This is a genomic window from Rickettsia hoogstraalii (genome assembly GCF_000825685.1).
Lineage (GTDB): Bacteria > Pseudomonadota > Alphaproteobacteria > Rickettsiales > Rickettsiaceae > Rickettsia > Rickettsia hoogstraalii.
Genome location: NZ_CCXM01000001.1, coordinates 1279147 through 1294073, shown reverse-complemented (window position 1 = coordinate 1294073; position 14927 = coordinate 1279147). Strand labels below are relative to the sequence as shown.

The window sequence follows — 14927 nt, the reverse complement described above, 5'->3', positions numbered from 1 at the left end:
TATATGAGTACAAATTTTACATTTGATAAGAAAAATTTAAATCTAGCAGAAGATATTATAAAAAAATATCCACCGGAAGGTAAAAGAAGTGCTATATTACCGCTGCTTGATTTAGCACAACGTCAAAATGGCGGTTGGCTACCCGTGCCTGCTATCGAATATGTCGCAAATATGCTAGAAATGCCTTATATGCAGGCTTATGAAGTTGCAACTTTTTATACTATGTTTAACTTAAAGCGAGTTGGTAAATATCATATTCAAGTATGTACTACTACCCCTTGCTGGCTACGCGGTAGTGATGATATCATGAAAATTTGTGAAAAGAAATTAGGTATAAAACTCAAAGAAACCACTGAAGATCAAAAATTTACTTTAAGCGAGATAGAATGTTTAGGAGCATGCGTTAACGCTCCGGTCGTACAAATCAATGACGATTATTATGAAGATCTAACTCAAGAAAAAATGGAAAAACTAATAGACAAGCTTCAAAATGAGTAAAATCTTATTATTATTACTTAGATTTTATCAATATTTCATTTCCCCGCTACTTGGCAATAATTGCCGCTTTCATCCTACTTGTTCAGAATATGCTAAAGAAGCTATAACAACACACGGCACACTTAAAGGCTTGTGGCTTACCTTTAAAAGAATCATCAAATGCCAACCGTTTTGTAATGGTGGGTATGATGCTGTTCCACTCTCTATAAAAAATTCCAAATCATTTAATAAGAAAATATAAATTATGTTTATTGTAAATCTTAAATATACCTTAGGCTTAGACCTTTCTTCCATTGAAAAATTTATTACAGAACATAGAAAATTTTTAGATAAATATTATGATAAGGGATATTTTATTTTATCAGGTCCTATACACCCGAGAATTGGCGGTATTATTTTAGCTAATATAGAAAAACTAAGTCAACTTAAAGATATATTAAAAGAAGATCCCTTTTACATTAATGATGTAGCAGAATATGAAATTACTGAATTCACTCCTACAAAATGGCACAAAAATTTAAATATCTTTTTAAAAAAATATGAATAAATTAATCCTATTACCTCGTGAATTTTTTGCAAGAGATACTAATGTAGTAAGCACTGAGTTAATCGGTAAAGCTCTTTATTTTCAGGGTAAAACAGCTATCATTACTGAAACTGAAAGCTATATAGGACAGGATGATCCTGCTTGCCATGCAGCAAGAGGGCGTACCAAAAGAACAGATATAATGTTTGGTCCTGCCGGATTTAGCTATGTCTATTTAATTTACGGAATGTATTATTGTTTAAATTTCGTAACTGACATTGAAGGCTTTCCGGCTGCGACCTTAATTCGAGGCGTACATGTTATTTCACCTGAAAATCTATATCTAAACGGTCCGGGTAAATTATGCAAATACCTTGGAATTAATATTTCTCATAATAAATGCGATCTTATCAATAATAACGAATTTTTTGTCGGCGATATCGGCTTAAAGCTACCCTACTCTACTACTGCTCGTATAGGTATTACTAAAGGCACGGATAAATTATGGCGTTATGTTGTTACTGATATCATTAGACTTCCTGCATAAGTCATCTTATAAAGAGGAATTTGAAGGAGACACGGAACGCAGAACCGCAGCGTACACAAGCGTACGTGAGGATTCGAGTACCGGATCGACGTACAAATTACCTTTAGAAGTGACTTATGCAGGAAGTCTTAATTTAATCTCTCAATATAAGTATAGCCTTAATAAGGTCATATTGATTAACGGCAAAAGGACCACGGAAAGGTTTATCAAGGATAAATAATAAAAAAAGCATTGATGATGAAGTGATACAAACTAAACCAACCGAAATCTTATGTAGATAAAGCTTGGTGCCAAGCATACAGACAAAAATTAAATTAATAGCGGTCATTATACATACAACTATCCAATATTGAATATTTAAGGAAAAATAGGACATTTTAATCCTGTTATACCTTACGGTATAAAGCTCTTTTATCTCCTCAATGATTTCCTGCTTAGTAAATAGCTGCATTTGCTCGCTTGCTTTATAAGCTTGTAGTCGCTTATTAATATCTTGGAGGAAAATAAGAGCTTCATGACCGATTTTCTTGCCGTCTTTCATTAATTGCCATTCACGCTGCATTACATCTTTGGTATAATTTTTAATATCTAGATAAATTGCAGGTCTCATTTCATGAGGAAGCCAACCTACACTATCTGCAAGCCTCATCAACACTATAGATTCTGCTGCCACCCCTTCTTGTGCTTTATTAAAATTACCGAGTAAATAAATTAATACAAAACCGGTTGATACCGCATACATACTACCGACTACACCTGATAAAAACCCGCCAAGACTTCCAAGCTCTTCTTTTTGAAAATTATTAGGAATAATGTATTTTGTTAAATATAAATCCCGCACAAAAACTCATCAAAACAATATTTATTATGATGAATAAAACAATATTAGGAACGGTATAGATGAAGTCAATTATATGATTAACCATAAGCATTGTAATTTTTACGTTATGTCATTCCCACGAAAGGCTTGCTTGCGTGTATCAGTTTTTTTGTCATTGCGAGGAAATTACGGAGTAATTGTACGTACGCAATGTCAGGAGTTTGTTATTATCTCATGAGATTGCCACACAGCCTACGGCTGCTCGCAAGGTGTTGTTGCGTAGATACTGAAGGTCGTCATTGCGAGGAGAAACTGTAAGTTTTGACGAAGCAATCCAGTTAAAAATTCTGATTTACAGAATTTTTTTAATTATTTTCTAGATTGCCACGTCGCTTCGCTCCTCGCAATGACGACCTTCAGTATCCACGCGGGCAATGCCTGCTCGCAATGACGACTAGGTATTCAGACAGGCAATGCCTTGCAAGCTACACTTCCGTCTCTTCTAAGACCACCGTAGAATCAGCAAGTTTAGTAATTTTCTCAATTTTTAACCGAGCTTCTTTTAGTTTTTTCTCACAATGATTCTTAAGTAAAATACCTCTTTCAAAGCTATTAACTGCCGTCTCTAGACTCTCTTGTCCGTTATCTATTTTTTTAACAATTTCCTCAAGCTCTTTTAAAGCTTCTTCAAAGCTAATATTTTCTTCTAAAGTTTTAGTATTAGTCATTTATTTTTATTTTTTAATGGTTATCTATAGTAGTTTTGTTTTCAGTTGTTTGTGGTATAAGTAATTTTTTTAGCTCACTACTATCAAAAGTTTTCTTAGGAGCAAAAATACTCCCTTGCATTTTTATATTAAGATGTGCCAAACTATCTTTATCGGAACTCGTATTTGAGGTATTTAACTTAACAAGCCTTGCCGGTACATAAAATGATAAAATACTAGATGCATCCATATCAAAATTATATATATTAACTGCAAAAGAGGCCGCACCGCTACTATATTGTGTTGCAAATTTTACTTTCTTTAAAAGGGCAATACCTTTTTGTAGTTCAATATCACCGCTTATACCTCTAACATTTTCTTGTCCTGTGGTTATAGCACTATTTATATCTTTATCTAAATTTTGTACCTTATAATCAGCTGTATTAATTTTTTCTATAAAAGAATCAATTGCAAAATTATTAACATCTATATTGTTTATAGCAAATTGTGATTTTGTAGTAAGGTTATATAGCTGGCTTTGAAGAGTGTTACCGTTAGTCCCTAAACTACCGCTTATACTTACTTTTCCGCTACTTGCAGTAAATATTTTAGGCATAAGAGCCGAAACTTTATCTAAATCTATTGTATTTAAAGCATATACGAAATTTATAGAATAAGGTTCCAATAAAATATTGCCGCTACCTTGAAGCTTGCCGCCTAATAATTCTGCTTCAATATTATTAAATTGTAATAGATTATTATTATTTGCTACATAAAATTTAACATTTTTCAATATTAAATTATTCTGTGATAATGTTGATAATGTCCCGTAAAATTGCAATGTAGCTTTATCTAAACTATAATCATTTATTAATTTATTTCTTAAATTAAGCATTCCTGCCGGTGATAATAAATCAGTAGTAAGATTACCGTCCTTAATTTCTATGGTCAAAGACGGTAATACACTTGAAGCATCCAAGTTCCAGCTAGTTGATAAATAGCTGCCCGCGGTTTTAAAATCTAAATTACTAATTTTTATATTAGCCGGTACGATTTTAGCAAGCAAATTCATTTTGTCAAATACATGATCATTATACTTAACGCTATCTATCAAAATATCTAAATTAGCTAAATATCCTATTGTTCTAATAGGAATAAATTTACTTGGATAATCTAAAGTTTTCATATCTTTAGTTAAATTTTTTGTAAATTCAATAAGAGGCGAAATTATCGGATACGTCCTACCGCTTAAGTCAAGTGAAGAGATATTAAGCGTAGCATCTAAACGAGGTGTTTGAGCAATAAATTTACTAGAAAAATTTCCTGATAAATTTAAATTATCCGTTTTAAGTAATAAATTAAAAAATAAATCTATTAAAGTGAGTTTTAAATCCGACGACAAGCTAAAAGGAATAGCTTCTTTAATAGTAACATCGTTAAAGCCTAAAATATTCAGTAACGAATTTATATCATTGTGCTTTAAATATAGCTGTCCATCAAACATACTTCTAACGGCATTCTGTGTTACATTACCTGTAAGCTTAAATTCTCCACCTGACTTAATATTACCTGAAAGTTCATTTATCTTTAAAGTACCCTTTGATAAGTTAGAAGAAAAGACTATTTTTTCTAGTGCTTCATTACTACTTAAAATTATTTCGTTAATTGCTACCTCTGCTTTAAGCAATTTGTCAGCAAAAATAAATCTAATATTTGAAGAAGAAGTATTAAATGTTACCTCTGCATTTGGAGAAATTAACGAACTTAGATCTATTTTAGGAAAATCTAATTTCACATTAGTAGTAATATTATCATTTTTAGCAATGTTAACAAATCCATTACCTGTAATAAAAGAGGATGCTATTACTATGTCTTTTAGCTCTATTTCATCTTCATTATTTGAAATATTAAATTTAACGTTTACTGCCTCATTTTGATTAAATTTATTAAAAAGATGATTTAAATCTGGTAATATATTATACATTACTGATGCTAAATTTTTAATCTGATATTCACCGCTACCGCTAGTAAGCTTAAAATCTTTGTAAATTTGCGATAGCTTAAAACCATAATCATTATTATCAATATCAAGACTAAAATCTACTATATCGTCACGTTTATTAATTGAACCTGAAATTTTACCTATATAGTTACTTGTAGTTTTAAATATGTAATTAGACGATAAAGCATTTTCTTTTTTTAATATACAATTATTAAAATTTAAAATAGAATAGTCTTGTTTATTAATAATACTTAGATTAGTAACATTTAGATTTATATTTTGTAATTTATATTTAAAGAAATTCTTTATTAACTCTTCATGATTATAAATATTTAATACATTAGAATTAGAATAAAATTTAGCATCTAATATGTCTATTTTATTAATTTTAGGATTAAATTTTATAAGCGACCACAACGAAAAATGAATTTTTATCTGCTCTAAATCTAACTCTCCTTCTTCCTTTATCGTCTCAATAATTAAATAGGGCAAAGGAAATTTATTCATCTTTATTTTGCCGATATTTTCTTTCGCAATTCCTAAATGACTGGTAAGATTATTGGTAACCGAATTATAGTTAACAAAAGATAATGCACCAAAGATTATAAATAACAATAATGAGAAACAAATTATAATGCCGGCAGCTATTTTTTTTATCATGTCTGTAAAAAAGTTTTTAAATATATTATTATATATAATTATCAAAATTTAAAGGCAAATTAATGAATTCTTTAGAAAATTTAATTTTAGTCGGTGTAATAAAATCATGTCACGGAATTAAAGGTCATGTAATTTTAAAATCTTTTACCGAACCTGCTACAAAAATACTTGAAAGAAATTTAGTAAATGAGTCAGGAGAAGATATACATATTAAGCTAATTAGCCAAAATGCCAAAGGAGAATTAATTTGTAGATTTAATGATATAACTACTAGAAATGAAGCAGAAAACTTAAAAGGCTATAAAATATTTTGCTTAAGAGCAAGCTTACCGGAACCGGAAGAAGATGAATTTTATATAGCGGATTTAAATCATTTACCGGTATTAGACCAAAATCATAAAGAAATAGGCAAAATTAAAAATATTCTTAACTTTGGTGCCGGCGATATAATTGAAATAGAATTTTTAGACCAAACAACTGAATTATTACCTTTCAATAAAGAGTTTTTTCCTGTTATAACTAAAGATTATGTGACTTTAAATTATCAAAGAGAAGTTTGAGTACTTTAATTTTTCAATCTCTTATTTTTGAAGCTGTTTTTGTAATTCTTCAATGCTTTTTTTGTAAAACCGGTAAATTCAACAATTTCGTCTAAAGGCTTATTTTTCCTTAACATTCTTTTTGCCATCTCTGCTAATTTCATTTCACCGATATTTATTCCTTCTTGCCTACCTTCTTTCCTGCCTTTTTCTATGCCTTTTAGCTCCCAACTACGTGCTATACTTACCATAATTTCCTCTTCTACTTCAGGGTTTAAATGTGATTTAAGTATTTTTTCTATTCCTATTATATCATTTTGACTAATTTTGGTCAAAGTATAGCATAAAATTAATTCTATATAATTAATACCAATATTAACCTCAGCAAAATTAGGCAGAAGATTAGCTATTTCTTGCCATCTCTTTAACAAATCTCGTTCATGAATATGCTTCATAAAAAATTGTAAAATTCCAGACCAAGCCTTTTCTTTCAATTTTTCATCAGGAATTTCATGAACATTAATTAGCTGATAATCATTAGTCCAAGTAGCCTTTACTAATTCACTATTTTCAAATAATTCCCATAAATTTAAAGGAGCATTATATTGTTGTATACCATTATAAAATACTAAAGGATATATGAAAGGAAATTTCTTGCTACCTGTAGATTTCCTATGATATTCCGCAATATTTAACATATATCTGAATAACCTAAAAGCCATATAATAATCAGGTTTACTTTGATGCTCTAGCAATAAAAATAAGTAACCGTCTTCACCGCCAAATTTAACAGAAAATAGAATATCCAATATAGATTCTTTAAGACTTGGCTCTATAAAACTATCCTTTTCCATCTTAAGAGTCTCAAATATGAGTGAATCTTTGATATGAGGCGGTAAATATGCATCTCAAAAAACTCCCTAGCAACGAAAGGATTTTCAAATGCACTTCGAATAATTTTATCATGTTTCAGTTTTTTAGACATAAATATTATTAATGTATAATACTATAAATACATTAATAATGCTATTTCAATCTTTAATTGAGTAAATTATATGAATTTGACAATTAAGCCTTAAATACTATAATCAATATATGTATATAAATAGAAGGTTAAACTCTATGCCTAAAACTTTAAAATACTCACTTATTATATTTATAAGTATAATATTGTTATTAATTATTATTCCTTTCTTTATTCCTTTAAATAATTATAAAGGAATAATAATAGATAAAGTTAAAGAGGCTACAAATAGAGATTTAACTATTAACGGCGATATAAAATTATCTTTATTACCAAATCCGGCAGTATCACTATCAGAAATTAAATTATCATCAATAGACGGCACGAAAGAACCTCATCTAATTTCTGTTGAAAATGCTAAAGCGTCATTAAAGCTTTTTCCTCTTTTTAGAGGAGCAATTGAAGTAGCTTCTATAGAACTGCAAAAACCGATTATAAATCTAGAAGTTTTGAATAACGGACAAAAAAATTGGCAGTTCGTTACATCTAATAATAAGCCTAAAGAAAATAACGTTAGTTCTACAGAATCTACTAATAGTGAATTAGAACTTCCTATTTTGATTAGTCATTTTAAAATAATAAACGGCAAAGTAATATATAGAGAAAAAGATAGTGAGAAAATATTTAACGATATTAATTTAGATACTAAAATTAAAAGCCTTAAAGGTCCTATAGATTTTACTTTAGCTTTAAAGGCTTTGGAACGGCAGATTAATATAGACGGAAATATTGAAGAAATCGGAAAGATAATTCCGTTAAGTGCTAATATTAATCTTGCCGGTGAAAAAATTAAAATCGAAGGAAAATTTGATAGCGAAAATAATTCTTTTATAGGTAACGCAAATATTAAAGGCAATACTAAAGCTTTAGGTATGCCGGCTGACTTACAAAATGACTATGAGCTAACTACGGCAATTACTGCCGATAATAAAAATATAACTATAAAAGATGCTAGACTTAATTATCCAAATATAGAATTACTAGCAAATGCAAATTATGATATAGAACGTAATAACTTAAAATCAAATATTATTATCAATCCCGGTAACATTACAACTGAGATTAGCTCTAATTTAGATAAGACAAATATTATGCTACAAGCTGATAGTTTAAAACCTATACTTGATGCTCTAAAGCTAAAGACCGATAAATTACCTCCTATTATTAACCAGAAACTGAATGTTACTTCTAATGTAATTTGTAATTCTCAAACAATAAAATTACAAAATATTAATTTATCGGCGGCGAATAGTAATCTAACCGGAGATATTGAGCTTAAAAACTTAGCACAAGATATAACTATTTCTCATAATCTAAAAATTAATAATTTTGAGTCGTTTATGTCTCTTATGGGAGTAAGTAATTTAAGTAAGATTGGGGTATTGCAGTTAAACGGGGAAGTACAAAAAATTAAAGATACTTTCCATATTAATAATAAAATATCTGCTTTTAATACTAACATATCTATTAAAGGCGATATTAATTTAGCAGCTCAGAAGCCAAATTTTAATCTTAACTTATACAGTACTTTAGTTAATTTGGATAAAATTCTTGCAAGTAATAGCCCTACTACTGTTCCAAGTAAAACTAGTAGTCCTGCTACTCAAAACATACCTACAGCTAAAAATAATTCTCCTTGGTCAAACAATCCTATTAACCTAGGATTTTTAAATGAAATTGAAGGACAATTATCCGCAAATATTGATAAACTAACTAACGACTCATTAATCATAAATAATTTAAAAGCAAAATTAAATATCACCGGTGGCACGCTGAATATTACTTCAGTTAATGCGAGCATTTACGGTGGCAAACTAAGTAGCACCGGTTATGTGAGTTCAGGAAAAGATCAAAACGCTGCAATTAAAATTGATTTAAAAAATGCCTATCTCAAAAGTTTAACTCCGCAATCGGGTAAAATAAAAATAACCGATGGACGACTAAGCTTTAAAGCCGATCTTACTTCTCGCGGTAATAGCGTTTATACATATGTTAATAATCTAAGCGGACAATTTAACATAAATAGCGATAACGGAAAAATAAGCGGATTTGATTTAAACAAAATAACAGATGCGGTAAATAATGCTAAAAATACCGAAGGAGTATTAAGGCTTATTAACAGCTCCTTTAGCGGCGGATCAACATCTTTCAAAAATTTAATTGCAAGCGGGAATATAGTTAGTGGCAAGCTTAATTTAAATGAATGTAGTTTAGATGCTTCACCTGCCAAAGCAAATGCAAGCGGTCAAATTAACTTACCACAATATATGATGGATATTAGTGCAAGCGTTACTATTGGAGATTTACCGCCTATAGCGGTTAAATTATACGGATTCATAAATAATCCGCAGCATAAATTAGATGTTCAAGCCTTTCAAACATATTTAGTTAAAAATGTATTTAATAGCGTTATTAAGGACTTAAAAAGCGGAGAGAAGAAGCCTGAAAATATTATTAAAGATGCTTTAGGTCTTAGAAAGAAAAAAGATACAAATACAGAGGAACAAAACAGCCCTCCGCAGGAAAACCAACAAGCAGACCCTGTAAATAAGCTGCTACAAAAAGGATTAAAGAAACTGTTTTAATGTGACCGCCACGGGTGTTGTATGACTTATTATTTCTCTCTGTGTCATCCCGTGATTTATTCGGCTTTGTTGTGTGGCTCAATGTCATTCCCACTTAGGCGGGAATCCAGTAATCCTTAATGTCACCTCGTGGCTTGACCTATAGTACCGGACAGTTTTTGTTCTATGTCATTCCCGCGTAGGCGGGAATCCAGCAAAGTAAAGCTTTAAAAAAAACTATGTAATAAAAAATCTTTAAAATTAAAGATTTTTTAGTCTGGATCCCCGCTTTTAGCTAGGATGACATCGAGATCTTTAAAAAAATGTCCGGTACTATGGGCTTGACCACGGGATGACAGAGAAAAAAACTAGATTCCTGCCGTTGCTAAGAATGATATTGTACGCTTTTTCTGAGCCATACAACAACGCTTTCTTACAATGACGACATCTATATTTAATTAGGAATACCAACTATTCGCATTTAAGGGCATCCCCCAATTGATAAACTTCTATTATTTCCTCAGTATCTAATAACAAATTAGGTATGTTTTTAGGGAAATCTTGAATTGCTTCAGTAATTTTTGCTGCTTCTTCATCATAATTTGCCTTTTTCAACAAAATAATAAAATCTTCATATAATGATTTTTTATTTAGATTTAACCCTATAGCTCTTTTGATAGAAGCTAGTGCTTCCTCCGGATTTATTTTATGTAACTTATTAAAAAACTCTTCGTGGTAGTATGCTTTACTTGGATCTAGTTCAATAGCTTTCTTTAATGATTTAATTGCATTATCTTGTTGTTTTTCCATTAAAATAGAACTTAAACTATGAAAAACTTCAGCTTCCCTATTGTTATATTTTTCAGTTTTATTATAAGTTTCAATAAAATTTGAAAGTTCTTCAGGATCAGTTTCAACGAATTTTCGTAGATTGGCTTTTTCTTCTTGATATTGATATCTGTTATGAAGAGCAAGACATTTTTTAAACAGCTCTGCAATTTCATCTTTAGTCATAATCTATCCTCTATTAATCTACTATAATATAAAAAACCGGTAAAGCTAATATTTACCCATATTGTTTTTTCCATTCTATTTTCATCTTTTTATATTTCTTATTATCTTCTGCCTCTTGCCATTTTTTGAAAAATATATCGGCACTTTTTACTTTTTTGGGTCACCCCCTCCTCTTTCTAATTTCTTATAATCATGTTCTTTGTCATATTTTTTCCCACCTTTATAATTAGCATAACGTCTACTTCTAGTAAAACCCATTTGCAAATATTTACGAGCCATATCAGCTCCAACAAAATCATTATCCTCTAAGTATTTTAAAAATATTTCATATATTTTTTCACTACTTTCTTTAGCAATTTCAGGAGTTTTAAACTTCCAATAAGGCAAAATTTCATTTTTATATGGTTGACAAATTAATACTCCTTGTTCACCTTTACCTACTCTATAGCTTTCCGGGCATTTACGATAATCAATATCATTTTTCCATTTATAATTTTTATTATCAAAATTTAGATAGCTTGGTTTTTCCATAACTTATGATATATTTGTAATTAATAATTTATAACTACAATTTCAATATAAGTAAATAAATCTGAAGCTTGTAAAGCTAAGTAAGTATTTTAAATAAACTTTAATTTAAAATCGTATGGTTAAGAAAATAGTACAAAATACGAAAACTTTGCATGTACGTCCTAATGGAAGATCAGCGGATTACATAACCCCTAACTTTATATATGGCTGTGCAGGAGGTTGTAGAAATAGTTATTGTTATGTAATGCGTCACAACTATGAAACATTATATATAAATGAAAATATAGATAAAATACTTGACGTATTAGATAAACATGTAGCAAGTTTACCGACTAAAATTTCCAATCAAACAGATTCTAAATATTGGACATATGATATAGGTTGTTCTACCGATGTAAGTTTGCATTGGAAACACACTAATTGGCTAAAGATATTTAATTTCTTTAAAGAACATCCACGTGCTAAAGCAACTTTTGCTACTAAATATGTTAATCCTAAACTGCTTAATTTTAATCCTGAAGGCAAAATAAGGATTAGATTTAGTTTGATACCGGCAAGGATAAGCGAGATATTAGAGTCAAAAACGAGTCCGATTATCGAGAGAATAAAAGCGGTGAATATTTTTATTGAAGCAGGTTACGAAGTTCATCTAAACTTTTCTCCTATTATTGCTTATGAAGGCTGGCTTACCGAATATGCAAAGTTATTTGAAGATTTAGATCAATACATAAATAACCAATATAAACCGTTTATAAAAGCGGAATGCATATTTTTAACACATAACGACAAACAGCATGAAAGAAATATTGCTTCAAATAGATTAGAGAGTGAAGCTTTAATTTGGCAACCAAATATACAGGAAAATAAAGTAAGTGAATATGGAGGCAAGGCTATACGTTATAAAGCCGGTATTAAGAGTAATTTTATCAAACGATGGAGTGTGTTGCATGACAGGTTACTCCCTTGGAATCAAATCCGATATATCTTCTAACTCTTCTTATTTAAAAATTACAGTTATAAATAAAAAATCACTTGCATGAAAATAAACTTATGATATGTTTCTTCACGTTGGGTTTCAATTTTATCTTCCATAAAAGTAACCCAACACTATTATCTCTCAACTAATAGTGGATATAGTGCTAGTTGAGGACAAAAGTAAAAATATAAAAAACAAATAAAATATCGAATAGGCAAAAAATCGTTTAGCTTGTTTATTATCAGGGGTGTCATAGAATAAAGAACCGGAATAATATAGAAATACTAACCCAAGAATACCGGAAGTTATTAAATATATAAAATTATTCATTCCGATAAAAAAAGGCATTAACGAAACAATAAATAAAAGAATGCTGTAAATTAGAATTTGTTTCTTAGTATATAAATTCCCTTTTACTGCAGGCATCATTGGTACTTTACAGTTTTTATAGTCATCGTTACAGAATAAAGCAAGAGCCCATGAATGCGGCGGCGTCCAAATAAAAATAATTAAAAATAATATAATTGACTCTAGAGATATAGTATTGCTTACCGCTGCATAACCTATCACAGGAGGTAATGCTCCCGATACTCCGCCAATAACAATATTTTGTATAGAACGACGCTTTAACCAAATAGTATAAATACAGATATAATAAAAAATAGTGAATAGCAGTAAAAAGGATGCAAATAGATTAACACATAAAGCCATAAAAAATACTGCAAAAAATCCCGTTATCAAACCAAAAGATAAAGCCTCATCAGGTTCTATAGCACCTCTGACGATAGGTCTTTTTTGAGTACGTTTCATTAAGCTATCGATATCTCTATCGTACCACATATTAATTGCTCCTGCACTACCTGCACCAAGAGCTATGCAAACAACTGCAATACCGGCAATAAAAGGATGCATGGAATAAGGAGCAAGCCACATACCTACAAAACCCGTAAAAATTACAAGCGACATCACACGCGGTTTCATTAATAATATATAGTCTTTAACTGTACTCCGTGAATAATTGATTTTATCTAAATTGATTGACCTTACTAAAGAACTCATATGAAATATTTTTTAATTAAATATAAAAAGTTTTAGGTTAAAAATCAATGATTGACTTTGATATAAGAAATGTATATATTTTCTTGTAATTCAAATATAAAGTTAAGGATATTATCTCAGTGACAAAAATTGTTCGTTCTAAATATAAAGCTAGTAGAAGACTTGGAGTAAGTCTATGGGGTGATAGCAAGGATGCTTTCAATACACGAAATTATCGTCCCGGACAGCATGGACAAAATACCATGATTAAAACTTCAGATTATGGTTTACATTTAAAAGCTAAGCAAAGATTAAAATGCCACTACGGTCGTATCACTGAAAAACAATTTAGAAATATTTTTGCACTCGCTCAAAAAATGAAAGGTAATACCGGTGAAAACTTCATTGGGTTACTTGAAAGCAGACTTGATACTGTCGTTTATAGAATGAATATAGCTCCAACTATTTTTGCTGCAAGACAATTAGTTTCACACGGACACATTAAATTAAACGGTAAGAAAGCTGATATAGCAAGCATACGACTAAAGGAAGGTGATGTTATAGAAGTTAAAGAATCCGTAAAACAAATACCGCTTATCCAAGAATCCGTTTCAAAACAAGGTCAAACAACACCGGGGTATTTATCATTTGATGTACCTTCATTAACCGGTAAATATTTAAGAGTTCCTGCTCTTTCTGATGTTCCATATCCTTTTGAAGCAGAAGTTCATTTAGTAATCGAGTTATATTCTCGTTAATAATTACAAAAAGGCAGGTTTTATTTATCTGCCTTTTTACTTTCTTTCCCTACACCTACATTTTTCCTTTATACTATAACACAACTTATCACCTAATTCGGCAGCGTTTATTAAAGATAGATTAGTTAAGAATTTGACGTCTGAGCTAAAAAGAAAAAACTGTAAATTTTGACGAAGCAAAACAGTATAAAAATGCTAATTTTTAGTATTTTTTTATTATTATTATGGATTGACACGCTTCTTTCAGTTGCTCGAAAGGTATTGTTGCGTGGATCAATTTTACCTCTGTCATCCCGTGGCTTGACTTACGGGATTCAGTTAAAAATACTAAAATTATTAGTATTTTTATTGTTTTTATGGACCTAGTTAGCAAGCCACGGGGTGACACATAGTGGGTTTTACCGATCCATGCAACAAAGCTTCCTCAAAAGGTATTGTTGCGTGGACCGGTAAATGACTCTTTATGTCATTCTTAGCTAAAAGCGGGAATCTAGAAAAAAAGTATAAATACAGAAAATTTTTGAAATTAAAAGCTCGATTTATGCTGGATTCCTGCTTTCGCAGGAATGACATCGGTATCCACGCAACAATGCCCGTTTGCAATGATGATATCTATTTTTAATAAACAAAGCTCCATATATAATAATTGTTTCTACTTGCGTATTATTTTTAAGAACATATAATGCCATAATTTTTAATAAAAATTAATAATTATGGTATTCT

13 protein-coding genes and 3 pseudogenes are annotated in these 14927 nt (G+C 30.2%); 9 read left to right on the top strand and 7 right to left on the bottom strand.

Features of this window, described 5'->3' with window-relative positions:
* The first annotated feature begins 3 nt into the window (after window positions 1–3).
* The 5 genes and pseudogenes from nuoE to BN1174_RS13215 form a co-directional block, all read left to right on the top strand.
* A complete protein-coding gene (gene nuoE, locus BN1174_RS06735) occupies window positions 4–498 on the top strand; it encodes an NADH-quinone oxidoreductase subunit NuoE (protein WP_040257520.1) in 495 nt (164 codons plus the stop codon).
* Window positions 491–739: a membrane protein insertion efficiency factor YidD gene (gene yidD / locus BN1174_RS09185; RefSeq protein WP_045812501.1), complete on the top strand. Its 249-nt coding sequence runs from the start codon at window positions 491–493 to the stop codon at window positions 737–739. The genes nuoE and yidD overlap by 8 nt, the downstream gene beginning before the upstream one ends.
* A gap of 3 nt (window positions 740–742) precedes the next feature.
* On the top strand, window positions 743–1045 hold the full coding sequence (locus BN1174_RS06730) for a YciI family protein (protein WP_040257518.1): 303 nt from the start codon (window positions 743–745) through the stop codon (window positions 1043–1045).
* A complete protein-coding gene (locus BN1174_RS06725) occupies window positions 1038–1571 on the top strand; it encodes a DNA-3-methyladenine glycosylase (RefSeq protein WP_040257516.1) in 534 nt (177 codons plus the stop codon). The genes BN1174_RS06730 and BN1174_RS06725 overlap by 8 nt, the downstream gene beginning before the upstream one ends.
* Window positions 1537–1708, top strand: a pseudogene (locus tag BN1174_RS13215) (palindromic element RPE1 domain-containing protein); the annotation flags it as partial. The gene BN1174_RS06725 and the pseudogene BN1174_RS13215, both read left to right, overlap by 35 nt.
* Here the strand turns inward: BN1174_RS13215 and BN1174_RS06720 are convergent.
* The 3 genes and pseudogenes from BN1174_RS06720 to BN1174_RS06710 all read right to left on the bottom strand — a co-directional run bounded on the left by BN1174_RS06720 (window position 1700) and on the right by BN1174_RS06710 (window position 5760).
* A pseudogene (locus BN1174_RS06720) lies at window positions 1700–2422 on the bottom strand (bestrophin-like domain). The pseudogenes BN1174_RS13215 and BN1174_RS06720 sit on opposite strands and share 9 nt — an antisense overlap.
* Before the next feature lie 454 nt (window positions 2423–2876).
* Window positions 2877–3119 (bottom strand): exodeoxyribonuclease VII small subunit, encoded by a 243-nt coding sequence (locus tag BN1174_RS06715; RefSeq protein WP_008580037.1) that lies wholly within the window; start codon window positions 3117–3119, stop codon window positions 2877–2879.
* Window positions 3120–3132: 13 nt separating this feature from the next.
* On the bottom strand, window positions 3133–5760 hold the full coding sequence (locus BN1174_RS06710; RefSeq protein ID WP_040257510.1) for an AsmA-like C-terminal region-containing protein: 2628 nt from the start codon (window positions 5758–5760) through the stop codon (window positions 3133–3135).
* Between the two features lie 62 nt (window positions 5761–5822).
* On the opposite strand from BN1174_RS06710, the gene rimM reads away from it, so the two are divergent.
* Window positions 5823–6320 carry a ribosome maturation factor RimM gene (gene rimM, locus BN1174_RS06705; RefSeq protein WP_040257508.1) on the top strand — a complete coding sequence of 166 codons (498 nt, stop codon included), beginning with the start codon at window positions 5823–5825 and terminating at the stop codon, window positions 6318–6320.
* Window positions 6321–6325: 5 nt separating this feature from the next.
* On the opposite strand, the pseudogene BN1174_RS06700 reads toward rimM, so the two are convergent.
* A pseudogene (locus BN1174_RS06700) lies at window positions 6326–7284 on the bottom strand (Rpn family recombination-promoting nuclease/putative transposase).
* Between the two features lie 137 nt (window positions 7285–7421).
* On the opposite strand from BN1174_RS06700, the gene BN1174_RS06695 reads away from it, so the two are divergent.
* Entirely contained in the window at window positions 7422–9908 is a 2487-nt protein-coding gene (locus BN1174_RS06695) for an AsmA family protein (protein WP_040258103.1), read from the top strand.
* A gap of 450 nt (window positions 9909–10358) precedes the next feature.
* Here the strand turns inward: BN1174_RS06695 and BN1174_RS12760 are convergent, their stop codons facing one another.
* Window positions 10359–10697, bottom strand: coding sequence for a hypothetical protein (locus BN1174_RS12760; protein WP_040258102.1), 339 nt, complete (start codon window positions 10695–10697; stop codon window positions 10359–10361).
* 351 nt (window positions 10698–11048) lie between these two features.
* Window positions 11049–11432, bottom strand: coding sequence for a DUF4385 domain-containing protein (locus tag BN1174_RS06680; RefSeq protein ID WP_197062059.1), 384 nt, complete (start codon window positions 11430–11432; stop codon window positions 11049–11051).
* A 115-nt stretch (window positions 11433–11547) separates the two neighbouring features.
* Here BN1174_RS06680 and BN1174_RS06675 point away from each other — a divergent pair, with 115 nt between their 5' ends.
* The gene (locus BN1174_RS06675; RefSeq protein WP_082022324.1) at window positions 11548–12423 is read left to right on the top strand and encodes an SPL family radical SAM protein; all 876 of its coding nucleotides are present in this window, start codon (window positions 11548–11550) and stop codon (window positions 12421–12423) included.
* A gap of 126 nt (window positions 12424–12549) precedes the next feature.
* On the opposite strand, the gene cyoE is transcribed toward BN1174_RS06675, so the two are convergent.
* Window positions 12550–13467, bottom strand: coding sequence for a heme o synthase (cyoE, locus tag BN1174_RS06670; RefSeq protein ID WP_040257506.1), 918 nt, complete (start codon window positions 13465–13467; stop codon window positions 12550–12552).
* Between the two features lie 119 nt (window positions 13468–13586).
* Between cyoE and rpsD the strand changes: the two genes are divergently transcribed.
* Window positions 13587–14204: a 30S ribosomal protein S4 gene (gene rpsD / locus BN1174_RS06665; RefSeq protein WP_040257504.1), complete on the top strand. Its 618-nt coding sequence runs from the start codon at window positions 13587–13589 to the stop codon at window positions 14202–14204.
* Window positions 14205–14927: the final 723 nt, after the last annotated feature.

Excerpts from the sequence above, each read along its gene's own strand:
- BN1174_RS06695 (WP_040258103.1), top strand. The coding sequence starts at position 7,422 with ATGCCTAAAACTTTAAAATACTCACTTATTATATTTATAAGTATAATA.
- cyoE (WP_040257506.1), bottom strand. The coding sequence starts at position 13,467 with ATGAGTTCTTTAGTAAGGTCAATCAATTTAGATAAAATCAATTATTCA.
- BN1174_RS06715 (WP_008580037.1), bottom strand. The coding sequence starts at position 3,119 with ATGACTAATACTAAAACTTTAGAAGAAAATATTAGCTTTGAAGAAGCT.
- BN1174_RS06675 (WP_082022324.1), top strand. The coding sequence starts at position 11,548 with ATGGTTAAGAAAATAGTACAAAATACGAAAACTTTGCATGTACGTCCT.
- BN1174_RS06730 (WP_040257518.1), top strand. The coding sequence starts at position 743 with ATGTTTATTGTAAATCTTAAATATACCTTAGGCTTAGACCTTTCTTCC.
- nuoE (WP_040257520.1), top strand. The coding sequence starts at position 4 with ATGAGTACAAATTTTACATTTGATAAGAAAAATTTAAATCTAGCAGAA.
- BN1174_RS06725 (WP_040257516.1), top strand. The coding sequence starts at position 1,038 with ATGAATAAATTAATCCTATTACCTCGTGAATTTTTTGCAAGAGATACT.
- yidD (WP_045812501.1), top strand. The coding sequence starts at position 491 with ATGAGTAAAATCTTATTATTATTACTTAGATTTTATCAATATTTCATT.
- BN1174_RS12760 (WP_040258102.1), bottom strand. The coding sequence starts at position 10,697 with ATGGAAAAACAACAAGATAATGCAATTAAATCATTAAAGAAAGCTATT.
- BN1174_RS06680 (WP_197062059.1), bottom strand. The coding sequence starts at position 11,432 with ATGGAAAAACCAAGCTATCTAAATTTTGATAATAAAAATTATAAATGG.
- rimM (WP_040257508.1), top strand. The coding sequence starts at position 5,823 with ATGAATTCTTTAGAAAATTTAATTTTAGTCGGTGTAATAAAATCATGT.
- BN1174_RS06710 (WP_040257510.1), bottom strand. The coding sequence starts at position 5,760 with ATGATAAAAAAAATAGCTGCCGGCATTATAATTTGTTTCTCATTATTG.